The sequence below is a fragment of the Acinetobacter sp. GW821-FHT01C12 genome (assembly GCF_059422625.1).
Map to the genome: position 1 here is coordinate 278,989 of NZ_JBWKXD010000003.1, position 20,138 is coordinate 299,126.

The window sequence follows — 20,138 nt, forward strand, 5'->3', positions numbered from 1 at the left end:
ATTTGAAAATGAATAAATGAAAGATTGGAGAAAATGAAAATGAAGCGATTTAAATTAACCACACTCTGTATGTTATCCATGGGTATGGGGCAATGGGCCTTTGCAGAAACCGAACGCAGTACTTTACCCAAGTTTCAGGCCAAAGATATCCCGGCCCAATGTGATGCAAAAATTGCAGACGTTAAAACCAAGTTGGCTGAATTTGCCAAAGTTAAACTCAAAAATAATGCGCCTGCTGGAGCAGTATTGGCAAAGTGGGATCAAATTTTTGCAGAGTTTGAAGATTTTTATGGGCCAATTAATTTAGCCAGTAATGTTGACCCAAGCGCAGATTTACGTAAAGCCGCAGAAGATTGCGAAGTTAAAATCAGTCAGTTTCAAACTGAAGTGTATCAAGATGGAAAGCTTTATCAGCAAATTAAAAAAACCAAAGCCAGTGATGAGATTGACCGTAAATATCGCCAAGATATTTTAGATGGTTTTGAAGATACAGGGGTACAACTTCCCGCAGAAAAACAAGCACGTTTAAAAGTGATTTTAGATGAATTGACCAAGATTCAACAAGAATATGCCCGCAATATTCGAGATAATCCTGAAAAATTAGAATTTACCCCAGCCGAATTAAAAGGCTTACCAGAAAGCTATATTGCCAATCTAAAGAAAAATGAAAAAGGCAATTACCTGTTGGGTTTTGACTACCCAGAATACCGTCCTTTTATGGAGTTGGCAGACAGTGATGATGCGCGTAAACGTTATCAAATTGCTTATACCCGCCGTGGTACTGAAAAGAATTTAGTGTTGCTTAAACAAGCGATTGATTTACGGCATGAACTTGCACAATTATTCGGCAAAGCCAGTTATGCCGATTGGGCATTGAAAAATCGTATGGCCAAGAATCCTGAAACGGTCAATAAATTCCTCAATGAGGTACATAGTAGGGTTGCGCCATTAGAGAAAAAAGAAGTGCAAACACTGCGTGAATTTAAAGCCAAGACCTTAAATATCCCAGTGGAAAAAGCGGAAATTAACCGTTGGAGTGAGGGCTATTGGAGCGAAAAATTACGCCAAGAAAAATACAAAATTGACCAAGAAAAAATGCGTGAATATTTCCCGACCCAAGCATCACAAGATTGGTTATTTGCAATTTCATCAAATCTATATGGGATTGAATTTAAGCCTGCCAAAGTTGATGTCTGGCAAGATGAAGTTGAATATTACGATGTCACAGATCGGAAAACAGGTCAGCTTTTAGGTGGTTTATATATCGATAAATTTCCACGTGAAGGAAAGTATGGTCATGCAGCGGTGTGGGGAGTTAAGGGTGGCAGTACCCTGACCCAGCGTAAACCGATTTCAGCCTTAGTCACCAACTTTAACCGCAAAGGTTTAAACAGTGATGAACTGGAAACTTTTGTGCATGAGTTTGGACATGCCTTACATGGAATTTTGTCAAACACCCGTTATGCCTCGCAATCTGGTACTTCAGTCGAGCGAGATTTTGTTGAAGCACCGTCACAGATGTATGAAGAATGGGCACGCCGTAAAGAAACGCTGTCGACCTTAGCCGATTATTGCAAACCAGCCTGTCCACGTGTCGATGATGAATTGATTGGCAAATTAAAAGCCGTGAAAAACTACGGTCGTGGCTTGTTCTATTCTCGTCAAACCTTATATGCACAATACGATATGGCACTGCATACCGCAGATGCTTTAAAAACCCAGCCTTTAGAAGTATGGAAAAAACTCGAAAATCAAACCGCCTTAGGGTATGTACCAACCACAGAATTTCCAGGGCAATTTGGTCATATTATGGGCGGATACCAAGTCGGCTATTATGGCTATATGTGGTCTGAAGTGATGGCCTTAGACATGCTTTCTGCTTTTGGCGATAACTTAAATAATCCAGAGGTTGGAGCACGTTATCGTAAAGCGATTTTGTCACAAGGTGGACAAAAGAAAGCAGAGCAGCTGGTGGTTGATTTCTTGGGCAGAGAACCGGATAACAAGGCATTCTTTCAAGAAATTACTGGTCAACGTGATTAAAAGGAATTAGAACTATGCTGGCATATATCACGCGCCGTATATGGCAAATGATTCCGACCATGTTGGGAGTCGTGTTGCTGATTTTCTTTCTATTTAACTGGGTTGGCGGAGATCCTGCTTATATCCTTGCTGGAAAAATGGCAAACCCTGAACAGATTGAAAATATTCGTCAGCAACTTGGGGTAGATCAACCATATTACGTTCAATTGTGGATTTTTATTAAGCAAATCCTGACTTTTGATTATGGCAATAGCTGGAGTACTGGGGAATCGGTTTCAAACATTATCCTGACCCGTTTAGGTCCATCGCTGACCATCATCATTCCACTGACAATTTTACAAACCGTGATTTCAATCATTCTGGCCTTGGCTGTTGCATCTGTACGTGGTTCATTGACGGATCGTATGGTGATGTTGTTATGTACCATTGGGATGTCGATCAGTATTTTGGTCTATATCATCGTATTTCAATACGGTCTTGCCTATAAGCTGGGATGGTTCCCTGTACAAGGTTGGAGTGATAGTCTCAGTGAAAATCTATTGCAATACGCACTATTGCCGATCTTAATCATGTTGGTGGTGAGTATTGCACCGACTTTACGTCTATACCGTAGCTTTGTCTTGGATGAAGTCAATCAGGACTATGTCCGTACTGCACGGGCAAAAGGGGTCGGTGAGGGACGTATTTTAGGCGTACATGTGCTGCGTAATGCATCTATTCCGATTATTACCGATGTGATGTCGAGCCTGCCAGCGTTATTGATTGGGGCATTTTTAATTGAGCGATTTTTTGGTATTCCGGGGATTGGGCGAGAAGTCATTATTGCAGTAGAACGAAGCGACTTTCCAGTGATTAAGGCAATCACGGTCTATGTTGCCGCTGCGACCATGATTTTTAACCTGATCGCTGATTTGATTTATAAAGTGGTTGATCCACGCGTACAGTTGAAGTAGGTGGGATGATGCTCGGAATTTTATCGAAAAAAGTAGACGCCCAAGAACAACAGACTTCTCCCGGTTTATGGCGATTGGCAATGCGACGTTTAAAAGCAGATCGTATCGCTATGCTGTCGTTATTGGTGTTGCTGTGTTATTTCATCATATTGGTACTCTCCATGACGGGTGTGGTTGCATCAAATTGGAATAAAGAAGTAGCTGTGAGTTATGCGCCACCTACATTTATCGGGGCAGATCAAAATACACAAGATTCTGCAAAGAAAGCCGCAACTGTAGAGGCCTTACCTGAAAATCCTGTTGATCCTTTAAAAGATGTGATCAAGGAGTTAAATACTGAAATTGCAACAGAACAAGCTTCAGGTGGCGCGATTGACTACTACGGTATTCAAGATCCGCTTGCAGAAGATATGAAAGCTATTGATCAGCAATTGGGTGGGCATTTACTTGATCAGCAAAGTGAACTCAAACAAACCTTGCCTTTTGGTGCGGATAAATGGGGACAGGATGTTGTACTCAAAACCATTAAAGGCGCAGAAACGTCAATTATTGTGGGCTTGGTCTCGGCGTTATTGGCCGTGGTAATCGGCACATTCTTAGGGGCAATTGCTGGTTACTTTGGTGGTTGGGTCGATGATGTTCTAAACTGGTTTTATAACATTTTTACCTCGATACCTTATCTATTGTTGGTGTTGGCGATTGCAGCTGTATTGCAACAAAAGGGCATTCTTTCCATTGTTTTAATTCTTGGATTAACGGGTTGGACTGGGGTATTTCGTTTAATTCGTGCTGAATATATGAAACATAATTCACGCGAGTATGTGCTGGCAGCCAAAGCGATTGGTGTCAGTAATACCCGACGGATGTTTGTGCATATTTTCCCTAATGTAAGCCATATTGCTTTGGTTCAGATGTCGATCTTGGTGGTTGCATTTATTAAGTCTGAAGTGATTTTAAGCTTCTTGGGCTTTGGTGTACCTGTGGGTGTGGTGTCATGGGGCAGTATGTTGAATGAAGCGCAAAGTGAGCTGATTTTAGGTAAATGGTGGCAATTGGTGGCAGCCTCAGTAGCCATGGCCGTGCTTGTGACCGCATTTTCAATGTTTACAGATGCATTGCGTGATGCATTAGACCCTAAACTAAAATAAGGAGCTTAAAGATGTCAGAACAACAAGCGACACCTCCTGTGCTACTCAGTGTTGAAAATCTGAGTGTGAGTTTTAAGGGTGAAAATAAGCAATTTATTGAAACCGTAAAAGGTATTTCATTTCAGATTCCTGCCAATACCACCGTGGCCTTGGTTGGGGAATCTGGCAGTGGCAAATCAGTAACTTCATTGGCAACTATGGGTTTATTACCCAAAGGCCAATCTCGTATTGCTGAAAACAGTAAAATTATTTTTGAAGGCAAAGACTTACTCAGTTTAAGCAGTAAACAAATGCGTGCAATGTGTGGTAAAGACATTGCTATGATTTTTCAGGAACCGATGTCATCACTTAATCCTGTGTTTACAGTGGGTGATCAAATCGCTGAAATTATGCGTATTCATTTAAATATGGGGCGTAAACAAGCACGACAACGTACTTTGGAATTACTCACTGAAGTTGGGATTCCATCCCCTGAAAGCAAGATTGATGCTTACCCCAGTCAACTGTCTGGTGGTCAACAGCAACGGGTCATGATTGCCATGGCAATCGCCTGTGAACCCAAATTACTGATTGCTGATGAGCCGACCACAGCATTAGATGTCACCATCCAAAAACAAATATTGGATTTGTTGGAGGCTTTACGTAAGCGCCGTCAAATGTCGATGTTGTTTATTACCCATGACTTGGCATTGGTGAGTGAAATTGCCGATGAAGTGATTGTGATGCGTCATGGTGAAATTCGTGAACAAGGTTTAGCAAAAGCTGTTTTAGAACAGCCACAAGATGCTTATACCAAAGCATTATTATTATGCCGTCCGCAACTTTCGCATCGTCCATATCGTTTACCAGTCATTAGTGATTTTATGCAAGCCCAAGATGTGCCAGTGACTGAGGCAGTGAGTTTGCCTGAGGTGGATTTTGCGGAGCGCAAGCGCGGCCTAGTTGGCGGTGAAGAAATTATTTTAGATGTGCGTGATTTAAAAAAATCATTTTTTAGCCGTAAAGGGCTATTTGGCAAAGATGAATTTCAGGCAGTCAAAGGGGCATCTTTCCAACTGGCGAAAGGGAAGACTTTAGGGCTCGTTGGGGAGTCTGGCTCAGGTAAAACCACCATTGGTTTATTGTTGATGCGTTTGCAGCAAGCTTCTGGCGGCCAAGCTTTATTTCAAGGTAAAGATATTTTGGCAATGTCTGAAAAAGAGTTTGCCCAGTATCAACGTAAGATTCAGATTATCTTTCAGAATCCCTATGCCTCACTTAATCCGCGTTTTACCGTGGGGCAAATTTTGATGGAGCCGATGCAAGTTCATAAAATTGGTGCAAATGATACTGAACGTAAAAAGATGGCTTTAGAATTACTGGAAAGAGTAAGCTTACCTGCGCAAGCCTTTGATCGTTATCCGCATGAGTTTTCTGGGGGGCAACGTCAACGTATTGCAATAGCACGCTGTTTAACTTTAAAACCTGAAATTTTAATCTGTGATGAATCGGTATCGGCACTTGATGTATCGGTTCAAGCACAAGTCCTAAACTTACTTCAAGATCTACAAGATGAATTTGGCTTAAGTTATATTTTTATTTCACATGATTTGTCTGTGGTGAAATATATTTCGGATCAAATTATGGTGATGAACCATGGTGATATTGTTGAAATCGCCAATTCGGATGAGTTATATCAATCACCACAACATGACTATACCAAACGCTTACTGAGTTCAATTCCACAAGGAACCAGACAGGTTGTCTAGATTTTTGCTATGTGAGAGCTGCTGGATTTAGTTGCTGCCAGTCCGTTAAGGATTTTAAATCTTCCTCTTTGCGAAGTTGATACTTCTCACCTTTGAAAAAGGAGGGGGTTTTGTATTACTAAAGTTAATTAATTTAGTCTCAGCTAGCTCTCCCTCTTTTTCTAAGTGGGAGAGCAACAGTCGTAGTAGCGTAAGGAGTATTTTTATTGATATATAACACGATTAAACTGATGCGTTTTGTTTAGGAGAAATATACTTACGATAGATAGGCATAAGAATAGGCAGTAATAGAAAATGAAATAGGCTGGTTGCACAACTGATTAGAATAAAAGTGATTATATCAGGTGGTGAGTAAATCAGTATTATTACACCATAGACTGGAATAACAATCGGTAAGATTGAACAGACTGTATAGCTAAGAAATGGTCTGCGAATGGCTGTTTCTGAGCAAAGTAAATAGGCATAGCTCCACATCCATAGGCCATAAATTGAGCATAAAATGACAACCTGAAAAAGTGGGTAACCATAATCCTGTGGTTTCTTTCTAAGAAAATTGATCAGATACTCTGAATAAAACAGCCCTTGATATGCTATCGATATAGACGCAATAAACCAGATAAGAAATAAGGGAATGAGGATCAGGTATTTTTTATTCATATTGTTATTACCATATTAAGATCATATTGCTTAAAGGGTTTTGCACTGTTTTGTTTATAACACAAGCTGAGGCATAGCCTACAGGAATATATTTAAACCTTAATGCATGATGTAGCGCATAGTTTAAACGAAAAAAAAGCCACTATTTAAAAATAGTGGCTTTTGCTCTTTAAGTCTATTCAGAACTTAGAACTTTTTAAAACCTTTTGTCACAACAAATGGTTTTTTCTTTTCAGGTTGTTCACTACGTTCTTGGCGATCTGAACGATCTAGACGCTCGTTTGGATTATAACGACCTTCTGAACGATTACGGTTTTGTTGATTGCCATAACGGTTTTCAGAACGGTTGCTATTAAAACTATTACCACGGTTGTCAGCACGGTCATTGTTGTAGCTGTTGCCACCAGAACGTGCTTTATTAAAGCGGTTTTCTGAGCGTTCATTGCGATTGTCAGTACGGTTTTCAGTGCGATTTTGACCATATTGATTTGCACTTGGCTGAGCATCACGACGATCATTTTGATGGTTGTGAGCTTCATCACCTTCGCTATCACGACGTTGTTGACGCAGGAATCCACCACGACGCGCAGCCATAGGTTTATCTTGCATACGTTCAGTACGACGTTTTGCCATACCAAATAAACCTGTACCTTGACGTGGTTTCAGTTCAACAGCTTTGGTTAAATTATCGATATCAGTTTTATCAAGTTCCATCCAACGACCTGTACGAAGTTCACGAGGCAAAATCACAGTACCGTAACGAGTACGGAGCAAGCGACTTACTTTTAGACCTTGTGATTCAAAAATACGGCGAACCTCACGGTTACGACCTTCTTTTACAACGACTTGGTACCAGCGATTGATCCCTTCACCACCAATTTCAGAGAAAGATTCAAATTTTGCTGGACCATCATCTAAAACAACGCCATTTGTCATGTTGTTTTTGAGTTGAGGCGTTACTTCACCCATGACTCGAACTGCATATTCACGTTCGATTTCATTTGAGGGATGCATTAAACGATTGGCAAGTTCACCATCATTTGTAAAAAGTAATAAACCTGTTGAGTTGATATCTAGACGACCCACCATCACCCAACGGTCATTGGAAATCGGGGGTAAGTGATCAAACACAGTCGGGCGAGATTCTGGATCATTACGAGAACAGATTTCACCTTCAGGTTTGTAGTAAATCAATACACGACGACGAATTTCGTCTTCAATTTGGAACTGAACTTTACGACCATCGATGCGAAGCTCATCACCTGGTTCAATACGTTCGCCCACTTGAGCAACCTGCCCATTGACACTTACACGACCAGCGGCAATGACCTCTTCCATATAACGGCGAGAGCCCAAACCCACTCGTGCGAGTACCTTTTGCAATTTTTCACTCATGACAGCATAACCTTAGAAATAATCATCAACAGTGCACCTATTTAAGACTTGGCAGCTTGCGCATCCAAAATCATAAAAGCTTCCTTGGCATCCTGTAGGGGAGGCAATTGATCTAAAGACACTAGACCAAAAGCATTTAAAAATTGTGGCGTTGTCACTAACAACGCGGGTCTACCTGGGAGTTCTCGGTAACCAGATTCTTTAATCCAGTTCCAATCAAACAAAGTCCTGAGTATTTGACTATTATTTGTAACCCCTCGTATTTGCTCAATATCAGCACGGGTTACTGGCTGATGATAAGCGATCACTGCAACTGTTTCTAACAGTGACGGCGATAATCGAGTTGGTCGATCTGGCCAAACTTGCGCAATCACGTTGCGGTATTTTGCCCGCACTTGAAAACGATAACCTTGTGCGGTTTCGACAAGTTCGATTGAACGACCATGTTGTAACACAGACAATTGCTGTAAATACTGTTGCAACTGTTGTTTAGAATACTGATTTTGAAATGCTTCTTTTAAGCGAGCAAGCGATACAGGGGCATCACTTGCAAAGATAATCGCTTCAAGTTGCATCAGAACTTCGTGATGTAATTCATCAATATTAAAGGCATTATTTTGATCAATGGTCATGCCGTTGCTCCTTGAATTGCAAGCGGGGCCTCAACACCAGAAGAAATAATTTGGACTTTTTGCTGACGAGTCAGCTCCAAGATTGCCATAAATGTAACCACCATGCCCATTCGACCTTGGTTTGGCTTGAGTAATTCTTGGAAACTGAGAACTTCTCCAGATTCAATCATATATTCGATATAAGCAATGCGTTCTTCAAGTAATACAGGTTCTTGTTCAATCTTATGGGTTACGGGTTCAGGACGGTTAAAAATGCAATACAAGGCATCTTTTAACATCTCAACCTCATAACCTTCATACACTTTTGGAATATGACCAATCGCAACATGGGTCGCAAAAGTATCTCGGTCTAAAACAGGCATCTGGCCTAAACGTTCAGCTGCTTTTTTAATCCGTAAATAGGTTTCTAAGCGATCGATTAATTCCTGTTTTGGATCTTTTTCAATATGAATGGTTTTGGGTTTTGGCAATAACAAGCGAGATTTTAAATCTGCCAATAATGCTGCCATTACCATATAGTCAGCGGTTAACTCGATATTTAACGATTTCATACCGTCCATATAAGACAAGTATTGTGTTGCAATCGGGGCAATATCTAACTGTAAAAGATCGAAACCATTTTTTTGAATCAGATAAATTAAAAAGTCGAGTGGTCCTTCGAAATGTTCAAGCAGAATTTCGAATGCAGCAGGAGGAATATATAAATCCTCTGGAATTTCTTCTTGCCATTCATCCAATACACGGATGTTGGAAATGGATTCCATAGGATGCTGAGTTGCTTGAGTCATTACAGTTTATTAGCCACGCGAATTTTCAAAGGCATGTTTTATTCGTGTTACCACTCAATAGGTACAATAGGAGAGGGTGGTGACGAATTACAAAAAGATATTTGGCTTATTTTAATGGAAAAGTTAAGAGGAATACATTGTTTAATTATAAAAACCATAAAAAAACCTGAAAATAAATAGGGAATATTTCGTTTTGTAATGATTGAACTCGACTAAGTTACTCATTTTTATTGTAAATTTTTATATATTTTTAAGAAAAAATTTATCCAAATTTTAATCGCATAATGTGAAGTGGATCAACTTTATATGTTGGGTGAGTTTGAATTGTTAGATTTTTTTACTTTCAATCTATTCTTTGCAAAATGATACTGACTCTATTATTGCATGCTTAAAATTATAATTTTGCCCAAAATATTATGATGTTATTTAGTTGATTTTGGATATAAATGGATGGCGTATAAACATCTCAGCGAAAGCGTTTAAGACTATAAATATGAAATAAATTAACCAAAGATAAGTTGCATATTCTTATATAAACCTCCCCTCTTATTTTTGTTTGGACTGTGTGGTGAATTTGTTCAAAATACAAATAAAGTAGTTGCTGAATAGATTGAATAATTTATAACCATGTACTAAAATAAGTACAATAAATTGTACTCAAAATAAAAGGGGCGGCAATGAAAGTTGTAACTTATTCTGATCTCCGAAAGAACTTAGCAACTGTACTGGATGGGGTCATCGATGATCATTCTCCTGTATTGATTACTAGACAGAACAATCAAACGGCTGTATTGATTAGCTTAGATGATTTTAATGCCTATGAAGAAACAGCACATCTTCTTAAAAGCCCTGCGAACGCAAAGAGATTGCGTGACTCAATTGCCCAGATTGAAGCAGGTAAAACAATGAATCGAGAGCTGATTGAAGAATGATTCTAAGTTGGAGTGATCAAGCTTGGGATGATTACCTATACTGGCAATCTACAGATAAGCAAACACTAAAAAGAATTAATGCATTGATTAAAGACATTAAACGTTCACCCTTTGATGGAATTGGTAAACCTGAACCGCTCAAACATGATTTAGCAGGCTATTGGTCAAGGCGTATTGATCAAGAAAATCGCATCGTTTATAAGGTTACATCAGATTCAATTATCATTGCGATGTGTCGCTATCATTATAGTTAACTGTAAAATTAATAAAAAAATGTGTGACAGCATATGAAAATTTGAAGTTATTAGAATCTTTGAATAGTTGACTTTTACCTAACAGCCCCACAATCAAAATAATACTTTCGATCTTCATTTCTTCTTAATTCACTAAGCCAAGAAAAAAGCCAAATAGCAACCAACACAATACGGCGCAACATATTAGCAATCACATCAATTTGTTTGTATACACTTTTAACAGCATTTTTGGTCACTCATCTATTGAGTTTTGATCAAACATCCCAGCCTCACAATCCATTTATTCATGTTGCTCACTCCTAAACATGAATTTGGTTCACTTTTTTGTGAAATTATATCATTTTTATTCATGTACGGATTGCGGTATAAATTACACCAAGCGCTTCACGATAGACAAGATTATCGTTGATTCTGAATTGAGCGACCAAGTACAAGTCAGAAAATACGGGAAATACTATTGACTGGATAGATCCAAAGATAAATTGGATGGTTCAGAAAGAGCATGAAAAAAATTCAGGTTTATTTCAGAAATTAGGGTATCAGATCATCATGAGTAAAGATTTTACATTTACGATTAAGAGCATTAGTTTCGACGAAAACTATCATCCCTCTAATAATACGCGTATCACAACCAACTTTGCCAATTTAGCAAGAGGTGAGAGTCGCCATGACAATTTGCGCAATACCCTAACGATGATTGACAATCGTTTTAATGCCTTAGCGCATTGGGATAATCCAGAAGCAGATCGTTATTCTGTTGAGCTCGAAATCATTTCAGTTGATATTGATATCGAAGGCAACGGTGAGACTTTCCCTACGATTGAAATATTGAAAACCAATATTGTTGATCACAAAAATAATCAACGTATTGAAGGTATTGTGGGCAACAATTTTTCTTCTTATGTGCGTGATTATGATTTTAGCGTATTGCTGTTAGAACATAATAAAAATAAAGATCAATTTAGCCTGCCAGAAAACTATGGTGAGCTTCATGGGAAGATTTTCAACGCATTTGTAAATTCAAATGCGTATAAAGAAAACTTTAAAAAGTCACCTGTGATTTGTCTTAGTGTTTCAAGTAGCAAGGTGTATCACCGTACTGCAAATGTGCATCCAGTATTGGGTGTTGAATATCTGCAAGATGAATATTCATTAACAGATGAATACTTCGGAAAAATGGGTTTGCAGGTTCGTTATTTTATGCCGCCTAATAGTGTTGCGCCTTTGGCATTTTACTTCCGTGGTGATTTGTTGAGTGATTACACTAACCTTGAGTTGATCGGGACTATCAGCACTATGGAAACCTTCCAAAAGATTTACCGACCTGAGATTTACAACGCGAATTCTGTGGCAGGTAAATCTTACCAACCAAGTTTAAAGCATCAGGATTATTCACTTACTCGTATTGTGTATGACCGAGAAGAGCGTGGCCAGTTGGCGATTAAGCAAGGAAAATTTACTGAAGAGCAGTTCATCAAGCCATACAAACATATCCTTGAGCAGTGGTCTGCAAATTACGTTGCTTAATTTACCTAAATAGACAAGATTATTGATTATGAAAATATTATTACCGACTTCAACTGCTGGCAGCTTACCAAAACCTTCTTGGCTTGCTGAGCCTGAAAAACTTTGGTCACCTTGGAAATTACAAGATGAGCAATTAATTGAAGGCAAACAAGATGCTTTACGCTTGTCATTGCAAGAGCAACAACACGCTGGAATCGATATTGTTAGTGATGGCGAACAAACGCGCCAACACTTTGTTACCACGTTTATTGAGCATCTGAATGGTGTTGATTTTGAGAAACGTGAGACTGTACGCATTCGTAATCGCTATGATGCAAGCGTACCAACTGTTGTCGGTGCTGTGTCTCGTCAAAAGCCTGTTTTTGTTGATGATGCCAAGTTTTTACGTCAACAAACCAATCAGCCGATTAAATGGGCGTTGCCTGGTCCAATGACCATGATTGATACGCTGTATGATGCGCACTATAAAAGCCGTGAAAAACTTGCTTGGGAATTTGCCAAAATCCTCAATGAAGAAGCCAAAGAGTTAGAAGCTGCGGGTGTGGATATTATCCAATTTGATGAACCTGCATTTAATGTGTTTTTTGATGAAGTCAACGACTGGGGTGTTGCGACTTTAGAAAGAGCACTTGAAGGGCTTAAATGTGAAACTGCGGTGCATATTTGCTATGGTTATGGCATCAAAGCCAATACAGATTGGAAAAAGACTTTAGGTTCAGAATGGCGTCAATATGAAGAAGCGTTCCCTAAACTTCAACAATCTAAAATTGATATCGTTTCTTTAGAATGCCAAAACTCTCGTGTACCAATGGATTTAATCGAATTGATCCGTGGTAAGAAAGTAATGGTTGGTGCTATTGATGTGGCAACCAATACCATTGAGACAGCAGAAGAAGTTGCCAACACATTACGAAAAGCACTTCAGTTTGTAGATGCAGATAAGCTTTATCCATCGACCAACTGTGGTATGGCTCCTTTATCTCGTGAAGTTGCAAGAGGCAAACTTAATGCCTTAAGTGCTGGCGCAGAAATCGTTCGTAAAGAACTTAGCCGCTAGTATTCAACGATATTGTGGTGTAAAAAGGGTGACCTGTTTGGGTGAATGGATATCCAAGACCCAACGGGAAACCCTGATCACAATTTAGAGAACATCTGTTCTACTGAGAAACTCATCCAGATGCAGTGCCTACATGACGGAATAGCAGGGTAATGCTAAATCTAAAAAAGTACGGTTCAATTTAGGAACAATGAAATGATTGAAGCAACAGACTTTAGAAATGCAATGTCTTTGTTGACCAGTGCAGTCAGTGTCATTACCACGACAGGTTTGTCTGGTCGTTACGGATTTACTGCGTCTGCCGTATGTAGTGTGACGGATTCACCTCCGACTTTATTGGTCTGTATGAATAAAGCGGCGAGTTCGCATGTGCATTTTGTTGAAAATAAAATTTTAACTGTAAATGTTTTAAGTGCACATCATCAGCATATTTCTAAAGCGTTTTCGTCTAAATTAAGCCCAGAAGAACGATTTAAACATGGCGTTTGGACAGAATTAGAAACTGGCGCACCAGTTTTAGATGATGCTTTGGTGAATTTTGATTGTGAGATTGAGCAAATTCAAGAAGTCGGAACACATACGATTTTTATTTGTCGTATCGTGGCGATTCAACAAAGTGAACATGATCAAAGCTTGGTTTATTTTAATCGTTCTTATCATCATGTTGGGCAGACCGAGGTTGCTTAACGCCAGTTTGCTTTTTGGTTTACGCCTTATGCCAGAGCTAAAAATAATAAGGCGTGTTGATCGGTTGAATTGATCAAATACGCTGGTTTAATACAATCATAATCAATTGTTTAATTGATTGAAAAATAATAATAATTTTAATGTTTTACATAAAATTCGACATTGACACCCGAAAAATCTCCGATTATTCTTTGCTGGCTGGCCTACATTGCCAGTCGGTTTTGACAGACCGTTGCCTAAGTGCATTGAAAAAACTTGTTTTTTTAATGTAGACTCGTTCGTCCCTCTTTTTGTTGCGGTAGGACGGGAGGGGGACGCCTTCGGGCGTGCTGATTCTTAGGTTCAGTCTGTCAACCCTCTTTCGTTCTGCCACCATAATTTTTATACATTGGCAGAATTTTGAATTGTTCAGGAGTTGGCCATGTATTTTATTCGTACACCTTCAGATTAGTGTTTAGCACGGTTTAACAGCCTTTGGGCTTTTAGGCATTGGCTGGTTATACCTAAAAAATATCAACAATAAAACTTGAGATCCACTCTGCTTACCTTTTGAAGCCTTTGATGCTTCTTTGTTTATAACAAGATTGAGAGTGGTTTTATTTCATTAGAACAAAAAATATTTTATATGGAAAATATATGTCAAATTTATATATTTCATTTCGGGCTTTAAGGGTGCTCGACACCTCACGAAACCTCTTCAACACATACGGTTTTCATCATGTTGGGGTTAATCGTATTAGTGAGTCTGCCAAAATCACTAAAGCCACGTTTTATAAATACTTTCATTCTAAAGAACGTTTGATTGAAAGGAGTTTAACCTTTCAAAAAGACGCATTGAAAGAAGAAGTATTTGCGTTGATTTATAGACAGAGAGACTTTACTGTTTATGAAAAGCTTAAGCGAATTTTCTTTCTACACGCCAATGTAGAAGGGCTATACCATTTGTTGTTTAAGGCAATTTTTGAAATAAAAAGGTGTTATCCGAATGCCTATCAGATCGTGGTTGAATATCGAAGTTGGCTAATTTATGAAATTTATATATTGCTATTAAAAATCAATCCAAATGCTGCAAAACAAGATGCGCAGATGTTCTTGTTTGTGATTGATGGGGCAATGGTTCAGCTTCAGGGTGAAAACAGTGTGGATGATCGGGAGAGGTTGGTGGGGTGTTTTTTGGATGGGTTGGGGTAGTGTTGTTTGAGGGCTTATCGATCTATCTCTGTTCATGATTGATAGGGATATTTTTTGAAAGTTAAATTGAGCTTTTATCGTTATTTGATTTGAGTTTATCCCAAAAAAATTAAATGATTTAAATTCTAGTATTGCTTGGCTTTATTTTTAATAAAATTATGGTATCAAGCCATGCACTCAATACTTGCCCCTAGGTATCAATACCTAGAACTTCTTGAGTCCGAAAATGTGACTCAGGTTGAGGTTGTATGTCGGTTGGATAAGTCACAATTTTATATCTCTAATGTTGAAATTTTGGAAAGAAGACTTGATGTAATTGAGTTGGATTTTTTTGCAAAAAAAATAAACTATTAATCTTTATTAGTATGATCGAAAATATTGATAAATTATGAGGCTAGTTCTAGTTAATTTATATGAATTTTTAAAATGGTTAGGTGTTAAAAGATAAAATTTAATCTATAATGATACCAATTTTATAATATAATTTTAAACATCATGATGATACCAGGTAATTTAATAACAAAAGCTCAAAATGATAAATTAGTAATTTTTGTCGGAGCTGGTTTGTCGATGAATTGTGGTTTGCCTAATTGGAGTAATCTAACAATAGAAATTCTTGAAGGTTTACGAGACTACAATGATAAAAGTGATAAATATATATCTGCAATTAAAGATGATATTTTATCTCCTGTGGAAGTTCTTAATAAAATTGATAATTTAAAAGTTCATGCAATTGAAATTCTAGATAAAGTTATTAGGTCTCATGACGATAAAAAGCCATCTACTACACATCAATTTTTAGGTAATATTTCGTCTAAAATTATTACTACAAATTATGATAACTTATTAGAAAAACAATACCCAGATTTTGAGAAAATATCATATAATAATAGATATAAAGTTTCTAAATTATCAGATTATGGGAAATATATTTTTAAAATTCATGGTGATATTAGTGAGCCTGATAAATGTATTTTTTTCCCATCTCAATATAATTCTCTTTATAACTTAAAGGAAGAGGCTTCAATATTTGAACTAAAAAAAATAATTTCAGATAAATCAATTCTTTTTCTGGGATTTAGCTTGTCCGACCCATATATTAATCATGTTATGAATTTTGTTAATGAGCTCTATGATGGATATACACAAGAGCATTTTTTAATTACAACTGAACGACCTTTAGGGTTGGATTCTCGTATAACTTCTATCTTAATAGATTCTTTTGATCAACTAGATCTTTGTTTAAGTGAAATTGTTAATAAAATAACACCAGTTATTTCTCAAGGTTGTGAAAAACCTATAGAAGAAGATAATAATTTAAATGCAAGTAAAGGAAGTGTCAAAAATTTTGAATTAGAAATACCACCTAATAATAAGTTTTGGGTGGGTAGGAAAAAAGAGGTACAAAATATTTCTGTTGAAATATTTAAAGTTATTTTTATTACTGGTATAGGTGGACAAGGAAAATCAGCATTAGCCGCATATATCTTAAAAGATTCTTTACAAAAAGATTTATATGAGTTTGTCGACTGGAGAGATTTTAAAGAGGAAACAAATAGATTTCAAACAAAGCTAATATCTTTAATTGAACGATTAATGGGTGGTGATTTTGATATAAAAGATTATGATAATTTATCTACAAATGATTTAATTGATTTATTTTTTAAAAATCTTAGTGATAGAAGAATCTTATTTGTTTTTGATAACATTGATAGCTATATTGACTTGGAGTATTTTACTCCTTCTGGTAGTATGAAATATTTTTTTGAAAAAGCACAAGAATTACCTCATAATTCAAAATTCATTTTTACATGCAGACCATTTATTAGAGAAGCAGGTTCATATTTTTATCAAATAAAACTTGATGGTCTTTCAGAAGATGAATGTTTTGAAATTTTTGAATTATATAAGATCTCTGTTAATAGTAGCCAATTGAATGAATTGTCGCAAAAATCATATAAATTAACTAAAGGTCATCCTTTATGGATAAATCTAATAGCAGCACAGGCATCAAGAGGAATAGATACAGTCAATGCTTTTGTTAAAAGTATTGAAGATAAAACAAATTTTAATGAAGAAGCTTTTTCATCTATTCTATCTGAAAAAATATTAAATGAAGTATGGTACTCTTTAAATGAAAAACAAAAAAATCTTTTACGAGGGGTCGCTGAATCAGTTAAACCAGAGACGATATCAAGTCTTAAAAAAATTATGGAGTCTGAACTTAATAACAATCAATTTGATAAAGCTTTCCGAGTATTAAATAATCTAAATTTGATTGAACTTAAATCATCTAATTTTAATGAGGATTTAGTTGAACTACACCCATTAGTTAAAGAGTTTATAGTTTCTAAATTTCCTGCTAATGAGCGTTCTAAATTTATAACACTTTTAGTTCAGTACTATGACAAATTTATTTATATTTTAAAGCCACGGTTAAATGAAAATTTGAGTTTTTCAGACTTTCAAAATTGGATTTCTAAGATTGAATTACATATAAATAATGCTGATTATCTAACTGCATTAACTGTTCTGGAGGAGGTTAGTTCTCCTATATTATCAGCAGGTTATGCTGAAGAGTTTTTAAGAGTTTCACAAAAGCTGTTTGGTTTTATAAGTTGGAAAACTGCCATTGATAATGAGTATCCATATTTTCACAGCTTATTTTTCAAAATGACTACTACTTTAACTCAATTTGGTTTATTTACAGAATCTGAAAGTCTTTTACAAGATTATTCAGAAGCAATACCAGGGAAAAGTAATCACTATCTTTTATATTGTAGTGAAAAATGTTATTGCTTTTGGTTCCAAGAAAAGTACAAAGAGGCTATTGAAGTTGGTGAATATGGCGTTCACTTATTAGATGAATCAGGCGTATCTGATATTTCATCATTAAGACATAATCTTGCATTAGCCTATCGCGATTCTAGATCTACAGAGAATGTTCAAAATTCTTTAAAGCATTTTTTAAGAGGTGAACAACTTGAAAATGTATTAAATAATGTTAATGAAGATTTAGGTGGTCATTTTTATGGAAATATAGGTCGGTGTTTAGAATTTTTGGGCGATAAAGATAATGCATTAACTTGCTATTATATTTCTTTAAGTATTTTGGCTAAAGAGAATAATAGTTATTCTATATTAAATATCGGTTATGCTGCCTCATGGATATTTAATATATTAAAATCCTCCAAGGAGAAAATAAATTCTTTATATTTTTTTAACTTAGCGATTGATCGTTGGGAAAAAACAGCTCCTCCTAAAGCGGAGAAACTTAAAAATGACTTAGATTTTGTTTCTATTGATAGTCAATTGCGTTTACAAATAGAAAATATCCCGCAGTGGAAAATTTTTAATTTTTGTAAAGAGCAGGCTAACCTTGGTGCCATGAAAGGCTATATAAATTTTACTAATAGTTTTTCTTAAGGTGAATATAAAAAATAGAGCCATTAGGCTCTATTTTTTTAATGACAACTTATATGCCACTTCTTACCAGCTCAACGCACCACCAGTTTGATAATCAGTTACACGCGTTTCAAAGAAGTTTTTCTCTTTACGCAAGTCCATCATTTCAGACATCCACTGGAATGGGTTGTTTACACCAGCAAACTGCTCAGGTAAACCTAACTGTGCTAAACGGCGGTTACAGATGAATTTTAAATATTCTTCCATCATCGCTGCGTTCATACCCAATACACCACGTGGCATTGTGTCACGCGCATATTCGATTTCAAGCATAGTACCTTCAAGAATCATCTGAATGATTTCTTCTTGGAATTCAGCAGTCCACAAGTTTGGATTTTCGATCTTGATTTGGTTAATCATGTCGATACCAAAGTTCAAGTGCATAGACTCATCACGTAAGATGTATTGGAATTGCTCAGCAACACCATTCATCTTGTTACGACGCCCCATAGACAAGATCTGGCTGAAACCACAGTAGAAGAAGATCCCTTCAAGTACGCAATAGAATGCGATCAAGTTACGCAGTAAGATTTGATCGTTTTCTGGTGTACCAGTTTGGAAGGTTGGATCACATAAAGACTGAGTATATTTCAAGCCCCACGCTGCTTTACGAGCAACTGACGGAACTTCACGGTACATGTTGAAGACTTCGCCTTCATCCATACCTAAAGATTCGATACAGTATTGGTAAGCATGTGTGTGAATTGCTTCTTCAAATGCTTGACGCAAGATGTATTGACGGCATTCAGGGTTGGTGATGTGACGGTAAATCGCCAATACCAAGTTATTTGCAACCAAAGAATCCGCAGTAGAGAAGAAACCTAATGAACGCATCACGATGGTACGCTCATCTTCGGTTAAGCCATTTTCAGACTTCCAAAGTGCGATATCGTGGTTCATGTTGACTTCTTGTGGCATCCAGTGGTTTGCACACCCGTCTAGATACTTTTGCCAAGCCCACTCGTATTTGAACGGTACAAGTTGGTTTAAGTCAGCGCGACAGTTGATCATGGCTTTATCATCAACTTGTACACGTTGCGCACCCATTTCAAGCTCTTCTAAGCCAGGTGCAACATCTAACTTTTCTAAGGCGTGAGATGCTCTTGCCAACGAATCGGTTGGATTTGTTGATCTTGCTGTATAGGTTCCAGTGGATTGTGTAGTTGCCACATTCTGCGATGACTGCTTTGTATCAGATACCACTTGCGAATCAGTCGTTTTTTTCTGTTCGACGGGCGCAGGCTGGTGAGCTTGTGCAGCTTGTTTCTGTTCATCATCTTCAAAATCGTCCCAACTTAGGATAGACATCGTTGTTCTCTCTTCGTTGTTAATATCTATGTTCGACATCTCACAATGGAAGATGTCACTACTATACGCTTATTCTGTGCAAGCAAAATTAAGTTTTGCCGATAGTTGTTTTGTTCTTGTTCGAAAGAACAGATATCCACACTACTTATTTTGCTTACGCTTTTGCTGCTTACGGATCGCAAAGAATGCATAGACCGCAGGCACGTAAAAAACTAAAAAGGCTAAGATCAGCACGATTACGCCTAACTCATAGTTATGACTTAAATGGAACATTTCTTCGCCTTTTATAATTTCAGATTTTTTGAATCCCCCTAAGTCCCTCTTTTTTTAAAGGGGGGACTTTATTCCCCTTG

The 20,138-nt window shown here is 37.3% G+C and carries 17 protein-coding genes and 1 pseudogene; 12 read left to right on the forward strand and 6 right to left on the reverse strand.

Features of this window, described 5'->3' with window-relative positions; genetic code table 11:
• Positions 1-33: 33 nt before the first annotated feature.
• From AC07WY_RS10555 to AC07WY_RS10570, 4 genes are read left to right on the forward strand one after another with little or no spacing between them, the layout of a single operon-like run.
• Positions 34-2,043, forward strand: a complete 2,010-nt coding sequence (locus AC07WY_RS10555) for a M3 family metallopeptidase (RefSeq protein ID WP_494736338.1) — start codon at positions 34-36, stop codon at positions 2,041-2,043.
• Between the two features lie 14 nt (positions 2,044-2,057).
• Positions 2,058-2,996 carry an ABC transporter permease gene (locus AC07WY_RS10560; RefSeq protein WP_004722891.1) on the forward strand — a complete coding sequence of 313 codons (939 nt, stop codon included), beginning with the start codon at positions 2,058-2,060 and terminating at the stop codon, positions 2,994-2,996.
• A gap of 8 nt (positions 2,997-3,004) precedes the next feature.
• Positions 3,005-4,144, forward strand: a complete 1,140-nt coding sequence (locus tag AC07WY_RS10565) for an ABC transporter permease (RefSeq protein ID WP_419257423.1) — start codon at positions 3,005-3,007, stop codon at positions 4,142-4,144.
• A gap of 11 nt (positions 4,145-4,155) precedes the next feature.
• Entirely contained in the window at positions 4,156-5,892 is a 1,737-nt protein-coding gene (locus AC07WY_RS10570; protein ID WP_494736339.1) for an ABC transporter ATP-binding protein, read from the forward strand.
• Between the two features lie 222 nt (positions 5,893-6,114).
• On the opposite strand, the gene AC07WY_RS10575 is transcribed toward AC07WY_RS10570, so the two are convergent.
• The 4 genes and pseudogenes from AC07WY_RS10575 to AC07WY_RS10590 all read right to left on the reverse strand — a co-directional run bounded on the left by AC07WY_RS10575 (position 6,115) and on the right by AC07WY_RS10590 (position 9,364).
• A complete protein-coding gene (locus tag AC07WY_RS10575; RefSeq protein WP_494736340.1) occupies positions 6,115-6,549 on the reverse strand; it encodes a hypothetical protein in 435 nt (144 codons plus the stop codon).
• Between the two features lie 507 nt (positions 6,550-7,056).
• Positions 7,057-7,944: pseudogene (gene rluB / locus AC07WY_RS10580) on the reverse strand (23S rRNA pseudouridine(2605) synthase RluB); the annotation flags it as partial.
• Positions 7,945-7,985: 41 nt separating this feature from the next.
• Positions 7,986-8,576 carry an SMC-Scp complex subunit ScpB gene (gene scpB, locus AC07WY_RS10585; protein ID WP_419334936.1) on the reverse strand — a complete coding sequence of 197 codons (591 nt, stop codon included), beginning with the start codon at positions 8,574-8,576 and terminating at the stop codon, positions 7,986-7,988.
• Entirely contained in the window at positions 8,573-9,364 is a 792-nt protein-coding gene (locus AC07WY_RS10590) for a segregation and condensation protein A (RefSeq protein ID WP_151956826.1), read from the reverse strand. The genes scpB and AC07WY_RS10590 overlap by 4 nt, the downstream gene beginning before the upstream one ends.
• A gap of 677 nt (positions 9,365-10,041) precedes the next feature.
• Here AC07WY_RS10590 and AC07WY_RS10595 point away from each other — a divergent pair.
• The 8 genes from AC07WY_RS10595 to AC07WY_RS10630 all read left to right on the forward strand — a co-directional run bounded on the left by AC07WY_RS10595 (position 10,042) and on the right by AC07WY_RS10630 (position 18,438).
• Positions 10,042-10,296: a type II toxin-antitoxin system Phd/YefM family antitoxin gene (locus tag AC07WY_RS10595; RefSeq protein ID WP_234622515.1), complete on the forward strand. Its 255-nt coding sequence runs from the start codon at positions 10,042-10,044 to the stop codon at positions 10,294-10,296.
• Positions 10,293-10,550: a Txe/YoeB family addiction module toxin gene (locus AC07WY_RS10600; protein ID WP_234622516.1), complete on the forward strand. Its 258-nt coding sequence runs from the start codon at positions 10,293-10,295 to the stop codon at positions 10,548-10,550. Before AC07WY_RS10595 ends, AC07WY_RS10600 begins: the two co-directional genes overlap by 4 nt.
• Positions 10,551-11,099: 549 nt before the next feature.
• Positions 11,100-12,077 (forward strand): DUF1852 domain-containing protein, encoded by a 978-nt coding sequence (locus tag AC07WY_RS10605; protein WP_034610135.1) that lies wholly within the window; start codon positions 11,100-11,102, stop codon positions 12,075-12,077.
• Between the two features lie 28 nt (positions 12,078-12,105).
• Entirely contained in the window at positions 12,106-13,134 is a 1,029-nt protein-coding gene (locus tag AC07WY_RS10610) for a methionine synthase (RefSeq protein ID WP_004819267.1), read from the forward strand.
• 195 nt (positions 13,135-13,329) lie between these two features.
• Complete coding sequence (locus tag AC07WY_RS10615) at positions 13,330-13,821, forward strand: flavin reductase (RefSeq protein ID WP_004722874.1); 492 nt, start codon at positions 13,330-13,332, stop codon at positions 13,819-13,821.
• Between the two features lie 636 nt (positions 13,822-14,457).
• Positions 14,458-15,012, forward strand: coding sequence for a TetR/AcrR family transcriptional regulator (locus AC07WY_RS10620; protein WP_494736341.1), 555 nt, complete (start codon positions 14,458-14,460; stop codon positions 15,010-15,012).
• Between the two features lie 171 nt (positions 15,013-15,183).
• Complete coding sequence (locus AC07WY_RS10625) at positions 15,184-15,366, forward strand: helix-turn-helix domain-containing protein (RefSeq protein WP_494736342.1); 183 nt, start codon at positions 15,184-15,186, stop codon at positions 15,364-15,366.
• A gap of 141 nt (positions 15,367-15,507) precedes the next feature.
• Positions 15,508-18,438, forward strand: coding sequence for an SIR2 family protein (locus tag AC07WY_RS10630; protein ID WP_494736343.1), 2,931 nt, complete (start codon positions 15,508-15,510; stop codon positions 18,436-18,438).
• A 63-nt stretch (positions 18,439-18,501) separates the two neighbouring features.
• On the opposite strand, the gene AC07WY_RS10635 is transcribed toward AC07WY_RS10630, so the two are convergent.
• Together AC07WY_RS10635 and AC07WY_RS10640 are read right to left on the reverse strand one after the other, a co-directional pair.
• On the reverse strand, positions 18,502-19,785 hold the full coding sequence (locus AC07WY_RS10635; RefSeq protein WP_494736344.1) for a ribonucleotide-diphosphate reductase subunit beta: 1,284 nt from the start codon (positions 19,783-19,785) through the stop codon (positions 18,502-18,504).
• A gap of 141 nt (positions 19,786-19,926) precedes the next feature.
• Positions 19,927-20,058 carry a preprotein translocase subunit YajC gene (locus tag AC07WY_RS10640; protein ID WP_004722859.1) on the reverse strand — a complete coding sequence of 44 codons (132 nt, stop codon included), beginning with the start codon at positions 20,056-20,058 and terminating at the stop codon, positions 19,927-19,929.
• Positions 20,059-20,138 lie beyond the last annotated feature (80 nt).